Consider the following 18271-nt stretch of genomic DNA (forward strand, 5'->3'; position numbering starts at 1 on the left):
GGGTTCAGGCGGCCGGCGGGGACGGGGGAGCGGCGGGGGCCCCGGGGTCGGCGGGGTCCGGTGTCCCGGACCGGTGCTCGGCGAGCACGCCGGTACGGTGCCGCTGGACGAACCAGTAGTAGGCGAAGCCGCCGACCGCGACGACGCCGATGAACAGGAACGCGCCCCAGCGCAGATACCAGTGCTGCGGGCCGGTCGCGTTGTACACCTCGGCGCGCGGCCAGGCCAGGTTGAGCGACATGGCCGCGCCCCAGAGCACGGCGGCGACGTTGACCGGCAGCCCCCAGCGACCCAGCGAGAACGCGCCCTCGCGCGGCTCCCAGCCGCCGCGCAGCCGACGCAGCAGCATGGGCACGGTGACCAGCAGATAGGCCACGTAGATCATGATGATCGCGATGCTGGTGATCACCGAGAAGATCTGCGGCTGGTTGATGTTCACCACCAGGATGACGACGCCGACCACCCCGATCAGCACGGCGGGCACCACGGGCGTCCCGAAGCGGGGGCTGACCCTGGCCAGCTTCGACCCGGCGGGCAGGTTGTTGTCCCGCGCCATGGCGAACATCAGCCGGATCCCGGCGGCCTGCACCGCCAGCACACAGACCGTGATCGCGACGACCACCGCCCAGAGGAAGACCTCACCGACGGTGTCGCCGAGCGTCGCCGGCACCACGTACTGCAATCCGCCCGTCGACAGTTCCTCGGCCTTGAGGTCCGGTACCGCCAGCAGCGCGAACAGCAGGATGAACGCGCCGATCAGGAACGACGCGATCAGCGCCCGCAGAATGGCGCGGGGCGCGTTGCGGCCCGGATCGTGCGACTCCTCGCCGAGCGAGGACGCGGTGTCGAAGCCGTACATCACATAGGCCGAGGCCAGCGACGCGGTGAGGAACGCGCCGAAGTAGCCCAGCGACCGGCCGCTGCCCAGTCCGTACGTCTCCGTCAGGGCGGTGCCGGGACCACGGGTGATGTGGGCCGCCAGGAAGATGATGAGCAGGACGGCGGCGATCAGTTCGATGAAGACGCCCGCGGAGTTGATCCGGGCCATGAGCTTGACCCCGAACGCGTTCACCAGTGTGGAGAACAGGATCAGCACGCTGCCCAGCAGCACGGCGTTGGCCGCCTGGTCGTTCCTGCCGCGCCCGTCGCCCACGAACTGGAACCGGTCGTCGATCTGCGGCAGCGTGATCTGGTAGGCCAGCGCCACGGCCGACAGGGTGACCATGGTGGCCGTCATCATCATCCAGCCGCCGAGCCAGCCGACGTGCGGACCACCCATCCTCTTGGCCCAGTTGTAGATCGAACCGGCCACCGGATAGCGGGCCGCCAGCTCGCAGAAGCACAGCGCCACCATCAGCTGCCCGCAGAAGACCATCGGCCAGGACCACCAGTAGGCGGGACCGCCGAAACTGACGCCGAAGTAGAACAGCTGGAACGTGCCCGTCAGGATCGAGATGTAGCTGATCCCGGCGGCGAAGGTGTGGAAGTTGCCGAGCGTACGCCGCAGTTCGGGCCGGTAGCCCAGCTCGCCGAGCGTGTCGTCGTCGTCCTGGTCGCGACTGCGGACCTCAGCCGCGGGACCCCGGTCCGGACCGCTTTCCGCGCTCACTCGAACCACCGTTGGGGAACCGCCGCGACATTGCGCCAGATGTGCTTGGCCTCCTGGTACTCGGCCAGCCCGGCCGGACCCAGCTCGCGTCCGAAGCCGGACTGCTTCATACCGCCCCACTCCGCCTGCGGTACGTAGGGGTGGAAGTCGTTGATCCACACGGTGCCCGCCCGCAGCCGTGAGGCCACCCGGTGGGCGCGCCCTCCGTCCTGCGTCCACACGGCGCCCGCCAGCCCGTACACGGTGTCGTTGGCCAGCCGGACCGCGTCGTCCTCGTCCCGGAACCGTTCGACGGTGAGCACCGGTCCGAACGACTCGTCCTGGACCACGGACATCGAGGTCGCGCACTCGTCCAGCACGGTGGGCGGGTAGTAGAAGCCGCTCGCCAGCGCAGGATCGTCGGGCCGCGCCCCGCCGCAGCGCAGCACCGCCCCCTCCGCGATGCCGCCGGCCACGTAGGCCTCGACCTTGTCGCGGTGCGCGGCGGAGATCAGCGGCCCGCTGCGCGCGTCCTCGTCGAACGGCCCGCCGAGCCGGATCCGGCGGGCCCGCGCCACCAGCTCGTCGGTGAACCGGTCGTGCAGCTCGTCCTGCACGAGGAGCCGCGCCCCGGCGGAGCAGACCTGCCCCGCGTGCAGGAACACCGCCATCAGCGCGTAGTCGACGGCGGTGTCGAAGTCGGCGTCGGCGAAGACGATGTTGGGGTTCTTGCCGCCCAGCTCCAGGGCGACCTTCTTCACGGTGGGCGCAGCGGCGGCCATGACGCGCCGCCCGGTGGCGAGCCCTCCGGTGAACGACACCATGTCCACGCGCCGGTCCTCGGTCAGCGGCGCGCCCACGACGGCACCGGCCCCCAGCACCAGATTGGCGACCCCGTCCGGCAGCCCGGCCTCGGTCAGGAGACCCATGAGCAGGACGGCCGTGTGCGGGGTCAGCTCGCTCGGCTTGAGCACAAAGGTGTTGCCGGCCGCGAGCGCGGGAGCGACCTTCCAGGCGGTCTGGAGCAGCGGATAGTTCCACGGCGTGATGAGCGTGCAGACCCCGACGGGCTCATGCACGACACGGCTGTCCGTGTCGGGGCTCCCGGTGTCGACGACCCGGTCGGCGCCCCCGGCGGCGGCGAGGTTGCCGAAGTAGCGGAAGCAGTGCGCGATGTCGTCCATGTCGTAGGCGCTCTCGACCAGCCGCTTGCCCGTGTCCAGCGACTCGGCCCGCGCGAAGACGTCCTTGTCCCGCTCCAGCAGCTCCGCCACCCGCAGCAGCAGCCGCCCCCGCTCGGCGGACGGCCTCCCCGGCCAGGGCCCGTGGTCGAAGGCCCGCCGGGCCGCGGCGACGGCCGCGGCGGCGTCCTGGGCCCCGCCCTCGTCGACTTCTGCCACCAGTGTGCCGTCGGCCGGACAGCGGATCTCCCGCGTCCGCCCCTCGGCGGCGGCGGTCCACTGACCATCGATGAACAGCTCCGGCATGGGTTCCTCCTGTACGGGGTGGGACGGGCGCCCCGCCAGGTGCGGACTTCCGCGACGACCGGCTGCCTGTGTGACGACGTCAGCACAGACGGTAAGGTCGTGCGCCCGGGAGCGCAGTACGGGCGGGGCCGGCCGGAGCAGGCGACGACCCGGACGGTGGGCGAGCCCCTGCCTGGATGTGCGTTCGGCTACCGTTCCCCCGTACGAGCCGACGTCCCCGGCCCACGCTGTTCTCCGAGGAGTTGCCCCCATGCCGCAGATTACCGTCGACTACTCCGGCACGCTCGCTGCGGCCTTCGACCGTCAGGCCTTCGCACTCGCCCTGCACCCGCTCGTCGTCGCCACCGTCGACGCCCGCCCGGAGGCCTGCAAGACCCGTTTCCGCCGCGTCGACGACTTCGTCATCGGCGACCGGGCCGAGGGCCACGCCGTCCTGCACATCGAGATACGCCTGCTCCACGGCCGCACCGACGAGGCCAAGACCCGCCTCGCGGACGCCGTACTCGATCTGATCGCCGCCCGGATCGAGCCTGCCGACGGCATCACCCTGCACGCCTCCGTCGAGGTCCCCAACCTGGACGTGGCATTCCGGAAGCGCTGAACGGGCATCGCGTCGGGTGGGCAGGGCGCCCGATGGGCAGGGCCGGAAGGCCGGAACGTCGAGTGAGTGGAGTGCCGGACATGCGTGGAGGAAGCGTCGCCGTGGTCGGCGGCAGCATAGCGGGGTGTGCCGCGGCGCTGGCCGCGTCGCGCGGGGGAGCCGAGCGAATCACCGTTCTGGAACGCGCCGATGCCCGGCTCCGTGACCGAGGGGTGGGCATCGCCCTCCACAGCGACCGCTACGACGAGTTGAGGGAAGCCGGGTACGTCGCTCCGGAGATGCCCTGGGCGCCGCTGACCCGGCGGGTGTGGAGCGTGCGGGACGGCGAGGCCGATCACGGGCGGGTCGTCGGCGAGCAGCCGTTCCCCTTCCGCGCCTACAGCTGGGGCTCTCTGTGGAGCGAACTGCGCCGCCGGGTGCCCGAAGAGGTCTCCTACCGCTCCGGGGCGGTGGTCACCGGGGTGGAGCCGGACGCCGACGGGGTGACGCTGCGGCTCGCGGACGGGCACCGGGAACACTTCGACCTCGTCATCGGGGCGGACGGCTACCGCTCCGTCGTCCGCGAGGCGATGTTCCCCGGCACGAACGCCTCGTACGCCGGATACATCGGATGGCGCGGGACGTCGCCGGACGTCGCCGACCTTCCGTCGGACGGCCACGACGCGCACAACATCGTCTTCCCCGGCGGTCACTGCATGATCTACCGCATCCCGGACGGTGCCGGCGGTCACGTGCTCAACTGGGTGCTCTACACCGCGCCCCCCGAGGCCGACGGCCTCCACCCCGACCTGCGGGCCCCCACCTCTCTCCCGCCGGGCCGGCTCGACTCCGAGCTCACCGAGCACCTGAGGGCCCTGGTCGCCGACAACTTCCCGCCGTACTGGGCGGCGAGGGTGCTGCGCACCCCCGCCGAGACCACCTTCATCCAGCCCATCTACGACCTGGAGGTGCCGCGCTACACCTCGGGACGGATGGTGCTCGTCGGCGACGCGGCCAGCGTCGCCCGGCCGCACATCGGCGGTGGCAGCGTGAAGGCGCTCCAGGACGCCACCGCCCTGGAGGCCGCCTGGACGGCCGGGAGCGGCTGGAAGGAGATCCTGGAGAGCTACGACGCCGGGCGCGGGCCCGTCGGGTCGGCCATGGTCGCGCTCGCCCGCCGGATGGGCGCCGCACAGGTCGAGAACACACCCGACTGGTCCGCCATGGGCCGGGCCGCGTTCGACACGTGGTGGCAGGACCAGAACAAGGGCTCCGACCGGCGCAGCGGCTTCGGCGGCCACAGCATGAAGGCCGGGTAGACCCTCCGGGGGGGGGAGGATGGGGCGGAGAGGGGGCGGCGCGGCACTGCGCCCCTCCCGCTCGCGTATCGGACCGCCGTCCGCTCGCCCCGCGTATCAGACCGCCGTCCGCGCCAGCTCCAGCGCCGCGTACAGCGCGGTGCCGTCGGCACGGGCGTCCGCACCGTCCATGCGCAGCGCCGTCCGCCCCGAGGTGAGGACCGTGAGCGACCCGGCGGACTCGACGGCCCGCGCCGGGCTGGGGGACACCAGCAGTACGGCGATGCCCTCGGCCGCCAGCGTGGCCACCAACGCGTGGACCTGCCGGACGAGTACCGGCGCGAGGCCCTCGGTCGGCTCGTCGAGAAGCAGCACCCGCGGCGAGCCGAGCAGGGCGCGGGCCAGCGCCAGCATCTGCTGTTCGCCGCCGGACAGCTCCGTGCCCCGGTTGCCCCGGCGCTCGCCCAGCCGGGGCAGCAGCTCCAGGACGCGTGCGGGGGTCCACACACGGGGGCGGGCCGTGTCGCCCCGGCGCGGCGGACGGTACGACAGCCTCAGGTGCTCGTCGACGGTGAGCCCGGCGAACACCCGGCGGCCCTGCGGTACGAGCCCGATCCCGGCGCGGGCGATCCGGTGTGCGGGCTGCCCCGTCACCTCGCGGCCGTCGAGGCGTACGGTTCCGGAGCTCGGGCGCATCAGTCCGGCGACGGTGTGGACGAGGGTGGTCTTGCCGGCGCCGTTGTGGCCGACGACGGCGTGGACCGTGCCGGCGGGCACCGACAGGTCGAGCCCGTGGAGGACGGTGCCGCCGTGGTAGCCCGCGGTCAGGCCGATGAGTTCGAGCATCGGGCGTCGGTCATCCTCTCGTCGGTGCGCCGGACGGGTCGGCGGTCCCGGCCCCCTCGTGCGGTGCGGCGGCCCCGGCCTCCCGTCCCGGCTCGGCGGCCGGGCCGGTCTCCGCGCCGGTGCCCCGGTACGCTTCGCGGACCTCGGGATGCGCCAGGGCCTCCTGGGTCGGGCCGGTGACGAGCACCCTCCCGGCGGCCAACACCGTCACGGTGGAGGCGACTTGGGCGACCACCTCGACGTGGTGCTCGACCAGGATGACCGCGACGCTCGACGGCAGAGCGTCGAGGATGCCGAGCAGTCGGCCGATGTCGTCGTCGGTCAGTCCCGCCGCCGGCTCGTCCAGGAGCAGCAGTCGGGGGTCGCCCGCCAGCGCGGCGGCGAGGTCGAGCATGCGGCGCTGCCCGTGCGAGAGCGTGGACGCCGGCCGGTGGGCGAGATGGGCGAGGCCGACGGTCTCCAGGTGGAGGCCCGCGGACGCGGTGTGCAGCCGGTAACGGGACGGGCTGCGCCAGGCCCCGCGGCGCTTCGGGTGGTGCGGCCAGCCGGCCAGGACGATGTTGTCCAGCACCGACAGGTCGGCTATCACCGAGGGCTGTTGGAAGCTGCGTGCGATGCCGAGACGGCTGCGCCCGGCCGTCGGCGTCCGGGTGATGTCGGTGCCGTTCAGGGCGATCGTGCCGCGGTCGGGCCGGTCCGTGCCCGCGATGAGGTTGAGCAGCGTGGTCTTGCCGGCGCCGTTGGGCCCGATGACGGCGTGCCGGGCGCCCGCCGGGAGCCGCAGGCCGACATCGTCGACGGCGGTGAGAGTGCCGTACCGGCGGGTGAGCCGGGTGAGGTCCAGTACGGGGGGCGCGACCGCCGCGGCGGTCGGTGCTGCTGTCATGGGGAGACCTTCCCGGCGAGGTTCGTTGCGGGTGCCGGCGAGGGCCGATCCCCGGTCGCGGGAGCCTCCGGCGGCCGCCCGCTCCCGCCGCCGGATCCGCCGCGCAGCCCCGCCAGGCCGCGCGGCAGCAGGTACACGGTGGCGACGAAGAGCACGCCGAGCAGCAGCGGCCCGTGGCCGGGCCAGGAACCGGCGACCCAGTCCCGGGTGGCGACGATGAGCCCGGCGCCCAACAGGGCGCCGATCACCGACGTCGTACCGCCGATGACCACCGCCAGCAGAGCGAACGCGGCGATCTCGAACCCGACGTCGGCGGGGGAGAGGTACTGCTGGACGGTCACCATCAGCGAACCGCCCACCCCGGCCAGCGCGCCCGCGCAGATGTGGGCCACCAGCAGGTAGCGCCCCACCGGGTGGCCGGAGGCGCGCATCCGCGCCTCGGCGCCCCGGGTGCCGGTCAGCAGTTTCCCCGCCGGGGAGCGCAGGACGAGCAGGGTGACGGAGACGGCGACGACGGCGACGACGAGCGCGTAGTTGTACAGCTGGCTCTCCTCCAGCATCTCCGCCCCGCCCCACAGCGCCCGGGTGGCCGGGAAGCCGACGAGACCGTCGGCGCCGCCGGTGACGGACTTGAGCTGGTTGACGACCGCTCCGGTCAGCTCGCCGACGGCGAGCGTGATCATCAGGACGGTGGTGCCGCGGGCCCGGATCACCGCGGGCCCCACCACCGCGGAGAGGACGGCGGCGGCGAACGCCGAGAGGACGATCTGGACGGGGCCCACGGTCCACCCCGCGTCCGCGAGGTTGGCGGTGGCGTACGCGCCCACGGCGAACGGCGCGGTCTGCCCGAGGGTGGGCAGTCCGGCGTAGCCGGTGAGGATGGTGACGCTGACCGCGAGCAGCCCCAGGGCGAGGGCGGAACCGGCCAGCGAGATGCTGTAGGCGTCGAGCAGGGCCGGCAGGGAGACCAGCACCACGAGCAGGACGAGCAGCGGGGCCGCCTGCCGCCACGCGGCCCCGCCCGGCAGCCGGCCGATCCTCGCCGGCACCCGGCTCCCGTGCTCGCGGGGCGCCGTCCCGGGCCGGTCCGCCCCGGTCGCCTCCGCGGTCCGCCCTGCTCCCGACGCCTCTGCGGCCGACGCCCCTGCTCCCGACGCCTCCGCGGCCCCTGACGTCTTTGGGGCTCCTGCCGTCCCCGGCGTTCCGCGCGTCCGTCGTCGCAGGCGGCCGGCCAGGTGACTCCGGAGCCGGGCGACCGGGTCCGTGGCGGGGCCGTCCCCGGGACCGTGCGCCGTCGCCGGTTCCGCGAAGCGGGAGCGCAGCACCAGCACCGCCGCCATCGCGGCGAAGAGCAGATACGGAGCCAGGTCGGGCGCCAGCGAGACGCCCAGCGTCTGCACCTCGCCCACCGCGATCGCCGCGAAGAAGGTCGCCCACAGCGAGCGCAGCCCGCCCAGCACGACCACCACGAGCGAGAGCATCAGCACGTTCTCGGACGTACCGGGGCCGGGGCCGATGATCGGCGCCCCCAGTACGCCCGCCGCCCCGGCCAGCGCACCCGCCGCCGCGAGGACGCCGGTGTGCACAGCCCGTGGGTTGCGACCGGTGGCCGCGAGCATCTGCGGATCGTCGGCGGCGGCCCGTACCGCCGCGCCCATGCGGGTCCGGGTCAGCACCCAGGTCCCGCCCGCCGCGAGCAGCACGGCCATCACGATGAAGCAGAGCCGGTAGGCGGGGTAGCGGTGTCCCAGCAGCGTCACCGAGGAGTCGAGCGCCTCGGGGACGCGTACGGGGAGTTCGTCCGCCCCGAAGAGCTGGATGAGCAGATCACCGCCGATCAGGGCGAGCCCGAACGTCAGCAGTGCCTGCGCGAGATGCCCACGCCGGGCGAGCGGGGCCGTCGCGGCGGACAGCCCCGCCCCGGCGACGCACGCCGCCGCGGTCCCGGCGGCCAGGCCGAGGGCGAGACCGCCCCAGGTCCCGTCGCTCAGCTCGGCCCCCGTGTAGGCGCCGATCGCGTAGAGCGTGCCGTGCGACAGATTCAGCACACCCGCCGTGCCGAAGGCGAGGCTCAGGCCGGCGGCGACCACGAACAGCAGCAGCCCGAAGGCCACTCCGTCCACCGCCGGTACGAGGTGGGCATCGAGGAGGTCCACGTCAGCTGCCGAGCGTCGCCAGGTCCTGGACCATGACGTTGGCCAACTGGGCGCCGTCCGGCCGCACCTGGCGCAGATACCACGTCTGCACCGGCGAGTGGGCCTTGTCGCCGAACTCCCAGGCGCCGCGCGGACTGTCGATCTGGCCCAGACCCGCGATGGCCTTGTTGATGGTCGCCGACGTCACGTCGCCGTCCTTCGCCGCGTCGGCGATCGCCTTGTCCAGCACGGCGGCCGCGTCGTACGAGGCCATCGCGTAGGTGGTGGGCTGCGTGTCGTGCTCCGCCGTCCAGTCGGCGGCGAACGTGCGGTTGGCCTCGTTGTCCAGGTCGGCGGCGTAGTTCAGGACGGAGTAGATGTCCTTCGCCGCCGGGCCCTGCGCCTGGAGCACGCTGCCCTCGGTGACGAAGGCCGTGTACAGAGGCAGATCGGCGATGTCCGACTGGGCGTACTGCTTGGCGAAGTCGATCGCGGCCTTGCCCGCGTAGAAGCAGTACACCGCCTCGGCGTCCGTCTTGGCGATCTCCGCGAAGTACGGCATGAAGTTGGTCGTCTTCGGGAACGGCGTCCAGGTGGTCTTGCCGTCCGGGTTGGCGAGCTTCCCCTTGACCCGCTTGAACTCGTCGGTGAAGCCGCGCAGTTCGTCGTGGCCGCCCTGGTAGTCGGGGCCGATCGCGTAGACCGGTCCGTCGACCTTGTCCTTGATGTACGGGGCGATGGCCCGGCCCGGCTCGTCGGACAGGAAGCTGGTCGTCCAGACGTACTCGATGTCCTTGACCGGAGGCCGGGCGTTCGATCCCAGGAAGGGGATCCTGGCCTGCTGGATCAGTGGCAGCACCGCGTTGACCGAACCGCCGCCGACGAGGCCCGTCAGCACGTCGACCCTGTCCTTCTTGACGAGCTTGGTGGCCGCGGGCACGGCGGTCGGCGGGCCGTCGCCCTCGTCCGCCACGATGAGCTCGACCTTTCGGCCGCCCAGCTTGTTGCCGTGGGTCTCCAGATACAGCTTGAAGCCGTCCCGCAGCTCCGTGCCGACCGGCTCGTAGGTGCCCGAGAGCGAGGCGACCAGGCCGACCTTCACGGTGTCGTCGTCGGTGCCGCTGTCGCCGCTGCAACCGGTGACGGCCGCCAGGCCGAGGGCGAGGGCGGCAGCGCCGGCCGACCGGAATCCGCGGCGGTGGGGACGGGGCGGGGCGGAGAAGAACATGGGGGCTCTCATCACAGTGTCGGGGGGAGGGGCGTCGGGGGTGCCGGTCGGGACGGGTGCGGCGGTCTGCCACCGTCCGTGGGACTCCGGACCGGCGAGCGGTACGGGAGGGGCGGACGGTCGGACCGGCGGTCAGCGAAGGGGCGGGAGGCTCGGATCGCGGACCTGGGGAGACAGCGAGTCGCCGACCTGGTTGATCAGTTCGGACATCATGTAACTGACCTCGCCGATGTCCGCGTCCCTGGTGGTGGTGACGAGGAGCGAGGCGCCGCTGGAGACGGCCATCGAGAACATGTAGCCGCCCTCCATCGCGGTGAGGCTGTGCTCCACGGGATCGGTGGCGGTCAACTGGGCAGCCGCGGAGAGCAGGTTGACGACGCCGGACGCGATGGCGGCCAGCCGCTCGGCGTCGTCGCGTTCTACGCCGGTGTAGGCCAGCGCGAGTCCGTCGACGGACACGGCTATCGCCTGGGTGACTTCCGGGAGGCGCCCGGCGAAATCGCTCAGGATCCAGCTCAGGTCGGAGGAGGTGGTCATTTCTCGGTCCGTTCGGTGGTGTCGTCCGGGGCGGAACGCCCCCGGTGGTTCGTGCTCCGGTTGATCCCCTGGGCGTAGGCCGCCAGCACGTCGGAGACCTGTCGGGAGTCCCGGCGGCGGGGCGACGGCCGCGGAGCGCCGGCTCCGGGACGGCGCTGCTCGGAACCCTCCCGCTTCCCCGTGGCGGGCCACTGCTGAGGCGCTCTGCGCTGCCGCAGGGGCAGCCCCGAGGAGCTGACGCCGGCGACACGTGACACCGGCTCGTCGTGCACGCGGTGCGGCGCTGGCGTGGTGCCGTGTTCCCGCTCAGGTGTGCCGCTGCCCGGCCCGCCGCCGACGGGAGCACCGGTTCCGGGAGCACCGGCCCCGGGAGCACCGGCCCCGGTGGTGCCGGCGCCCGCCGCCCCGACCGGGGTGCTGTCGTGGCCCGCGTTCGCCGGGGCCGGATGCCGCCGGCCCTCCGGCCCGGGCGGTGTGATCGGCCGGGGCGCCTCGTAGCCGCCGTCGTTGCCGAGCGTGCCCGGCGTCGGAGCCCGGTCCTGCTCCAGGTCCAGGGCCAGCACCTTCGCGGGCAGTGTGACCTCCGCGATGGTGCCGGGGCCGGATGAGTCGCGCAGTTCGACGACGATGCCGTGGCGCGCGGCGAGCCGTGCCACCACATGCAGCCCCATGGACCGTACGTCGCCGATGCCGGCCTGCGGTTCGAGCAGGGCGGCGTTGTGGACCGCGCGGCGCTCCGCCGTGATCCCTACGCCCTCGTCGACGATCTGCACGACGGCCCGGTCCCACAGCCGCCAGACGGCGACCCCGACCTGCTTGTCCGGGGGCGAGTACCGGGTCGCGTTGTCGAGCAGCTCCGCCAGGATGTGCGCCACGTCGTGCACGGCGCGGGCGGTGATCCCGATCCCCGACTCGATCACGCCGAGGGAGACGCGGTCGAACCGCTCGATCTGCTGGGCGGCGGCCACGATGACGGTGGAGCAGCCCACATCCGCCGAGCGCACCCGGGCGTTGCCGTAACCGCCCAGCACCAGCAGGTTGTTGGTGTTGCGCTCCATGCGGACGGCGAGGTGGTCGAGAGCGAAGAGGGTCTTCATCCGCACAGGGTCGGCCTCGTCGCGCTGCACGGTGTCCAGCTCGGACACCATGACCGCGGTCAACCGCGCGCCCCGACGTGCGACACCGACCAGTGTCTCGGCCAACTGCTCGTGCACATGAGCCTGTTGGGCCGCGAGGCGGACGGCCTCGTGGTGGACGGCGTTGAACGCCTCACCGACCTCGCCGATCTCGTCCTCGCCCGTGGTCCCGACCGGGTCGCCGGTCCGCCGGGCCACCTCCTCGGGCGTCGCGCCGCGCAGTGCGCCGGGCTGGGACAGCTCGCTCATCACGGCGGGCAGCCCGGAGTGGGCGACCTCGTGCGCGGCGTTGCGCAGATCGCGCAGCCGCCGGACCATGGCGCGGCCCAGACGGATCGCGACGACGATGACACCGACCAGGGTCAGCACCACCAGCGCGACCTCCGCGCCGGCCGTCCGGACGAGAGTGGTGCGTACGTCGGAGACCTGGGCGAGGACGGCCGCGTCGACCCGCTTCTCCACCGAACGCAGCAGCTCCTGGCGGTCGGCGGCGGCCTTCTGCCATTCCTTCGGGGTGACCGTGATGTCCTCGCCGGCTCCCGTCCGACCGATCTCGTCCTCAAGGCGTCGGGCCTCCAGCGCCTTCGCCCCGGAGAGGGTGCGCTCCAGCCAGGTCCGCCATTCGCCCGGCCCGAGGTCGAACAGGGCGCCGGTCGACTCGGTGTAGCCCATCCGACCGGCGTCGAAGGTGCGCTGCGAGGCGGTGGTGAAGCCGCCCGCGGCCTGCGCCCTCATGACGGTGACCTGCTGCTGGGCCGTGTGTTCGGCGGCCTCGGACAGGGCGGCGGCGGCGCGGATCCGGTCCGCGATATCGGCGTCCACGCCGTCCGCCTGCGCGATGCCGTCGCGGTAGCTGTTGAGGTCGGCGATCACGATGCGGTAGCCGAAGGCGAGGGCGGAGACGGTGCTGCTTCCCGAGCGCACCTGGGCGCGCAGGCCGGGCATCTCCTCGACGAAGCGCTCGATGCGTTCCAGGGCGCCCCGCGCACTGCCGGGGACGGAGGAGAGGTCCTTGATCCGGCCGCGGAATCCGGCGACGCTCTCGTCGGTCGCGTTCGCGCGCAACCGGAAGGCTTCCGCGTCTCCCTGCTCGGAGACCAGGGCGGTGGCCGCCGCCCGCTCACTCTGTAATCGGCTGGCCAACTCGCTTGCTCCGCGCGCGGCTTCGACCATCGCGGTCAGTCGGTCGGCCTGGAGTGCCTGGTTGGTCGCGGGTGCGAGTGCCAGGACCGAGAAGGCGACGGCCACGGTGAGCGGTGCGGTGACCAGGAGGACGAGGCGACGATTGATTTTCACTGCGCGGCTCCGTCGCCGGAGCCGGGCTCGAGTATCGGTGACACGCGGATACCTGTACCTGTTTACGGATCGTGGGGGTGTCGGTGAGGGCGTGCTGGGGTGGGGGGACGATGCTTGCGGGTGGGAGGAGCGGTGCCCGTGGGGCAGGAGAGGCCCCAGCGGCGCGCGGCATGATCCTATGCCGTAGTGCGCGCCTCCGGATGGGTGAATCCTCGAAAAATCTGCGCACCGATCGCACGGAGGCGTTCCGACTTCGCTCACAAGTGAGCGCAAAGCAAAGGTTCTTGACTGACCGGGCCGCTCGGGGTGTCGCGCGGACATCGCAGGGGTGAACGCCGATGTGCGCCGAACACCACATGCGATCCTACGAGTTGTCGGACCGTGGGCCAGTGGGCACGTTGGGGGAGCGTCAATGGAACGGGACGGATTCATTTCGTACAGCCACCTGCGCGACAGACAGCTCGCGCAGGCCCTCCAGCGGGGGATGCACGAACTCGCGCGGCCATGGACGCGACGTCAGCAGATCAGCGTCTTCCGGGACACCACGAGCCTCTCCGCCAACCACGACCTTTGGTCGTCCATCCTCGGTGAGCTGGAGCGGTCCCGTTACTTCATCTACCTCGCCTCACCCGAGGCGGCGGCCTCGCGCTGGGTCCAGAAGGAGATCCAGTTCTGGCTGGACAACCGCTCGCCGGAGCGCATCCTCATCGCGGTCGGCTCCGGGACCGTTCACTGGGACCCCTCGGCGGGCGACTTCGACTGGTCCCGGACGACCGCGCTGCCGCGGATGCTCGAAGGGGTGTTCCGCGCCGAGCCGCTCTGGGTGGACCTGGTGGAGGTGCGCACGAGCCAGAAGTACTCCCTGCGGCAGCCGGAGTTCCGCAGCGCCGTCGCGGCCCTTGCCGCACCCCTGCACGGCCGCGGCAAGGACGAACTGGACAGTGAGGACATCCAGCAGCGCCGTATCGCCCTCCGCCTGCTCCGAGGTGCCGTCACGGTCCTCGCCCTCCTCCTCGTCACCTCCCTCGCCGCGGGCGGCTATGCCTGGCAGAAGCGCGGCGAGGCCCTGGACCGCGCTCTCGTCTCCGCCTCACAGGCTCTCGCGGCCCACTCCATGGAGCTGGCCGACACCGATCCGCGCAAGGCCGCCCAGTTCGCCCTGTACGCCGACGAGGTCGAGCCGACGAGCGAGTCGGCGCGGGCGCTGACCCGGGCCATGGACGCCAACAGCGGCGTCGCACGCCATCTCCAGGGCGGATTGGGCGCCGCGGCCAGCTACACCGGCTCGGGGGGCGAAGCCGCCACCCAGGTCGCCGTCAGTGGTGACGGCAGCACACTCGCCTACTTCTCCGACCTCGGCGGAGAGGCGGGACGGGACCGGGAGGTGCATGTCTACGACATCCGCGAGGGCCGGGCGATGAAGGACCTCAGGGCCCAGTGGCCCCTGGGCGGAGGCGCGCTGGAGCTGAGCGCGGACGGCCGGACCCTGATGCTGGAAGCCCCGTACAACAGGATCGAGTTCTGGGACGTCCGGCGGGCGAAACCGCTCCGCACGATCACCGCGAGCGAGGGCAGAGAGCTGGCGCAGGTGAGCAAGCGCCTGCACGCGTACGCGTTGTCCGGCGACGCCCGATGGATCGCCGCCACCTACCGGAGGCCCGGAGACGAGGAGACCCTGTGGCTCACCGTCTGGAACGTACGCACCGGCGAACGCGTCGACCACCGGCGGGCCGGGGGAGACCTTCGGCTCTCCTTCACAGCGGACTCCCGCCTCCTGCGGGCACTGGACACCTCCGGAGCCGGCCTCAGCACATGGAACGCGAAGACCCGGCAGTGGAAGAACGCCGGCGCACTGCCGGACATCCCGACCGAGGACCGCTCCGTCACCCTCTCGGCAGGCGGTGCCGGTACGGCCCTGTTCGGCTCGACGGACACGGCAGCGGCCGAGCTGTGGGACCTCTCCGCAGGCAAGCGGCTCGCCACGGCCACCGGTTCGCTGCAACGCGCCGCGCTTCCGGCGGACGGCTCCGGGTCGGTCGTGGCCGCCCAGGGCAGGCAGGTGGCCCTCTTCGACGCCACGCTGCGCCGACCGCGTACGCTGGGCTCCTTCGAGTGGCCCGTCAAGAGCGTCGCGGCCTCGAACGACGGCCGGTGGGTGGCCGCCGGGTCCGGGGACGGAGCCGTCTCGCTCTTCGCCGTGCACGGAGCGGGCTTCCAGCGGGGCCTGCCGAACGCGGGACGGCTGAAGGCGGGTGAACTCGCCGCGGACGGACGGATCGCCTACCGGTCCGGGCCGGAGGACACGGAGCTGTGGGCCGTCTCCGACGGCGAAGGCGGCCTCCGGAGACTGGGCCGGATACCCCGCCCGATGCGCGCGTCCGACATGGCCGTCGCCGCCACGAGCGACGGCAGCCGGGTCACCGTGGTCGACGAGGGCATGTTCTCCACCTGGGACCCCCGCACCGGGAAGCTGGTGGGGGAGGAGAAGTCCTTCGACTACCGGTCCGAGCCCGACCAGGGGCTGCGCCTGTTCTACCTGGCGGACGACATCCACGTGGTGACCGCCTGGGACAGCGGCATCCACCTGATCGACACCCGGACCTGGAACGTGAAGCAGACCCTCCTCCCCGACGACAGCCCCTACCAACTCCTGGCCATGGCCGGCGACCGCAGGACCCTGGCTGCCGTCGAGTCGACCGCGGGTGCTGTCCATGTGTGGCGGTGGTCAAGCGAAGAGGGTTTCGAGGAGGTGATGACGGGCGAGACGCCTCCCTCGTCCAGGAACCTGCGGGTCGCCGTCAGCCATGGAGGCGAGAAGCTGGCCTCGGTGGACTCCGACGGACGCATCTCTCTCTTCGACGTCGGTTCCGGCCGGGCCGTCCTCAGCTCCGCGGTCGAGGAGCCGGGACTCCGGGAAGTCGTCTTCAGCCGCGACGCCCGCACCCTGGCGCACGCCTTCAGCACCGACACCCGGAGCGGGCTGGAGTTCTGGGACGCCGGAAGCGGCGAACACAGGGGCGAATGGGTGCTGGGAGCGCCCGCCCCGTCCTCCGCGGAAGAACCCTCCCTGCAGGTCGTGCCCGGCACCGGCAGCGATGTCCTCACCCTCGACTCCGCGGGGACCCTCCTGGGCCGGTCCCTCGACCTCGCCGACTGGCGGGCGCAGCTGTGCCACATCGTGGACGACCCGCTGAGCAAGGCGGACTACGACCGGTACCTGAGCGATCTGGCCGTCGGCGCCCCCTGCCGCGCGTAGCCGTGCCGCCCCACCGGTGCCGCGGGCGCCGACCCGTTGTCCGTCCGCCCGGCCGCCGCCCCGCGACGGCCGGGCCCGACGCCCCTCAGCCCCGGGTGCGTGCGGCGCCACCCGTCGAGGGCCTGTGGTCGCCGCCCGTCCCGCCCTCGGGTGAGCGGGGCGCGGGGACGACACCGATCAGTGCCTCGGCCTCACGTACACCGGCGAGGCGGGCGAAGCCGACCGCGTAGTCGTAGATGTCGCGCTGGACCTCCCGCAACGCGGCCCGGCAGGCCGCGTTCTGCGACCACGCCGATTCCTGGCCGTCCGGATGCGCCCTCTCGAACTCCTGCAGACGGGGGTGCCATTGGGAAAGGAACGGCCGCAGCGCCTGGTTGAGCATCGTGATCGCCAGGTACTCCACCGTCTGCCCGCTCGGCACGGAGGCAGACGGACGGCTTGCCTTGAGCGTCTCGCGCGTCGTCGCGAAAAGCCCGTACATCGAGCTGAGTGCCTCCCGGACCACCCCCTGGTCGCTGGCGAGCGGCTGGGTGGACACCCTCGTCACCGTCTCCACGAACAATTGCCAGGCCACCTGCCGGGAATCGTTGTTGACGGCGAACGTGAGCTCGCTCAACTGCGGGACCGTCACCTTCACCTCGGTGAGACGGGCGGTGCGCTGGTACCACTGGACCGCCACCACGGCCGCCGCGCCCGCGATGCCGCCGGTGATGGCGAACAGGCTGCGGCTCGTGACCTGGGTCAGGCTGAAGACGGCGAGCCCGATGACCGCCCCGACGACCGCCGCGCTCAGCAGCCGGAGCGTCGTGCCCCTCAGGATCCTCCACCTCTGGTTCGGTACCCCTCCGGGCTGCGCTGCGCTCATCCGCTCCCACCGACTCCTCGTGCCCCTGTGCAACCGCGCGATGTACGTACCGGCGACGTGACCGGTGGGCACGAACATATCGCCAAACGGCTTCGTCACGGGCCAAAAGGCCTTCACGGTAGCAGTGTTGACCCCGCCACCCCGCCACCCCGCCACCCCGCCACCCCGCCACCCCGCCACCCCGCAGGCCGGGTGGGCCGGAGTCCCGGAGGCATACCGGATGCACGGAGGTCGCGGCCGGCAACGCCCCGGCCGGTGGACACCACGCCGAACGACCCGGCGGCCCATCGAGATCGTGGCGCGGCGGCCCACGCGCACTCGGGTCCACGGCCCTCCGCCGCGTGCGGTCGCGCGATACCATACGAGGTCCTTCCACCTGATCGGTCCCGACCCCGAAGCGGAGGGAACGACATGTCTCCCAGCTCCTTGCCGTTCTTACGGCGGCAGTTACTCCGGCGCGGCCCGGCCATGGCTCGAACCGCCCTGCTGATGTCGGCCCTGGCGGCGGTGTTCGTCGCCGGATGCGCCGATGCCGACGGACCGGACCGCAGCGGATCGGCCAGGAGCGGGCCAACTCCGTCGGCACGCCCGGACGCCTCGTTCCCGCCGAGCCCGCCGCCCGCGTCCGGATGTGTCGGAAAGCCGCGCGACCACCGGGACATCCACCATCCGGACCTCGGGCCGGTCCGCGTGTTCCTGGTCCAGCGGACCCCGTCCGTCAGCCGGCCGGCCGGCTGCGTCGCGGCCGTCACCGGAAGCGGCCGTGCGCTGGACCCCGTGGAGGTGGACGTCGACTGGAACATCATGAAGGACCCGTTGCGATTCGCCGCTCCGGCGACCGACTCGACCAAGAACACCTTCGTGATCTACAACCCCGGGCGCTACGACGGGGTCCTGGTGCTCGTCCCCACCGCGGACGGATTCGCCGACATCGGCTGGAGGAGCGCGGACGACCACTACAGCGGCGGCAGACTCGCCTTCTATTTCGCGAGGACGGCCGGTCCCGGCAAGGACGGCGCGTATGCGATCGTCCAGTCCATCAAGGGGTGTGATCCCTCCTGTGCCGAAGGCGCCACCGCCAAGGTGACCTTGCGTTGGGACGGTCACGACTACCTGCCGACCGGTTGATGCGG

Annotated in this window: 13 protein-coding genes; 4 read left to right on the plus strand and 9 right to left on the minus strand. The window is 72.4% G+C overall.

Annotation, left to right across the window (positions count from 1 at the left end; translation table 11 throughout):
- Positions 1-4 precede the first annotated feature (4 nt).
- Complete coding sequence (locus ACIRJT_RS18025) at positions 5-1609, minus strand: APC family permease (protein ID WP_403910277.1); 1605 nt, start codon at positions 1607-1609, stop codon at positions 5-7.
- A complete protein-coding gene (locus tag ACIRJT_RS18030) occupies positions 1606-3075 on the minus strand; it encodes an aldehyde dehydrogenase family protein (RefSeq protein WP_403910279.1) in 1470 nt (489 codons plus the stop codon). Before ACIRJT_RS18030 ends, ACIRJT_RS18025 begins: the two co-directional genes overlap by 4 nt.
- A 250-nt stretch (positions 3076-3325) precedes the next feature.
- Between ACIRJT_RS18030 and ACIRJT_RS18035 the strand changes: the two genes are divergently transcribed.
- Positions 3326-3676, plus strand: coding sequence for a 5-carboxymethyl-2-hydroxymuconate Delta-isomerase (locus ACIRJT_RS18035; RefSeq protein ID WP_403910281.1), 351 nt, complete (start codon positions 3326-3328; stop codon positions 3674-3676).
- 80 nt (positions 3677-3756) lie between these two features.
- Positions 3757-4974, plus strand: a complete 1218-nt coding sequence (locus tag ACIRJT_RS18040; protein ID WP_403910283.1) for an FAD-dependent monooxygenase — start codon at positions 3757-3759, stop codon at positions 4972-4974.
- A gap of 96 nt (positions 4975-5070) precedes the next feature.
- On the opposite strand, the gene ACIRJT_RS18045 is transcribed toward ACIRJT_RS18040, so the two are convergent.
- From ACIRJT_RS18045 to ACIRJT_RS18070, 6 genes are all read right to left on the minus strand, one after another.
- Positions 5071-5799, minus strand: coding sequence for an ABC transporter ATP-binding protein (locus ACIRJT_RS18045; protein ID WP_403910285.1), 729 nt, complete (start codon positions 5797-5799; stop codon positions 5071-5073).
- Between the two features lie 10 nt (positions 5800-5809).
- Positions 5810-6685 (minus strand): ABC transporter ATP-binding protein, encoded by an 876-nt coding sequence (locus ACIRJT_RS18050; protein ID WP_403910287.1) that lies wholly within the window; start codon positions 6683-6685, stop codon positions 5810-5812.
- Positions 6682-8841 carry a branched-chain amino acid ABC transporter permease gene (locus ACIRJT_RS18055; RefSeq protein ID WP_403910288.1) on the minus strand — a complete coding sequence of 720 codons (2160 nt, stop codon included), beginning with the start codon at positions 8839-8841 and terminating at the stop codon, positions 6682-6684. Before ACIRJT_RS18055 ends, ACIRJT_RS18050 begins: the two co-directional genes overlap by 4 nt.
- Position 8842: 1 nt before the next feature.
- Positions 8843-10048 carry an ABC transporter substrate-binding protein gene (locus ACIRJT_RS18060; RefSeq protein ID WP_403910290.1) on the minus strand — a complete coding sequence of 402 codons (1206 nt, stop codon included), beginning with the start codon at positions 10046-10048 and terminating at the stop codon, positions 8843-8845.
- A 132-nt stretch (positions 10049-10180) separates the two neighbouring features.
- Positions 10181-10585 carry a roadblock/LC7 domain-containing protein gene (locus ACIRJT_RS18065; protein ID WP_403910292.1) on the minus strand — a complete coding sequence of 135 codons (405 nt, stop codon included), beginning with the start codon at positions 10583-10585 and terminating at the stop codon, positions 10181-10183.
- Positions 10582-13017: a nitrate- and nitrite sensing domain-containing protein gene (locus ACIRJT_RS18070; protein WP_403910294.1), complete on the minus strand. Its 2436-nt coding sequence runs from the start codon at positions 13015-13017 to the stop codon at positions 10582-10584. The genes ACIRJT_RS18065 and ACIRJT_RS18070 overlap by 4 nt, the downstream gene beginning before the upstream one ends.
- 412 nt (positions 13018-13429) lie before the next feature.
- Here ACIRJT_RS18070 and ACIRJT_RS18075 point away from each other — a divergent pair, with 412 nt between their 5' ends.
- Complete coding sequence (locus ACIRJT_RS18075; protein WP_403910296.1) at positions 13430-16273, plus strand: TIR domain-containing protein; 2844 nt, start codon at positions 13430-13432, stop codon at positions 16271-16273.
- Between the two features lie 85 nt (positions 16274-16358).
- Here the strand turns inward: ACIRJT_RS18075 and ACIRJT_RS18080 are convergent, their stop codons facing one another.
- A complete protein-coding gene (locus ACIRJT_RS18080; protein WP_403910298.1) occupies positions 16359-17138 on the minus strand; it encodes a hypothetical protein in 780 nt (259 codons plus the stop codon).
- Between the two features lie 468 nt (positions 17139-17606).
- Between ACIRJT_RS18080 and ACIRJT_RS18085 the strand changes: the two genes are divergently transcribed.
- Positions 17607-18266 (plus strand): hypothetical protein, encoded by a 660-nt coding sequence (locus ACIRJT_RS18085; RefSeq protein ID WP_403910300.1) that lies wholly within the window; start codon positions 17607-17609, stop codon positions 18264-18266.
- The last annotated feature ends 5 nt before the right edge of the window (positions 18267-18271 follow it).

Origin of the sequence: Streptomyces sp. NPDC102283 (assembly GCF_044766265.1) — a bacterium.
Classification (GTDB): domain Bacteria; phylum Actinomycetota; class Actinomycetes; order Streptomycetales; family Streptomycetaceae; genus Streptomyces.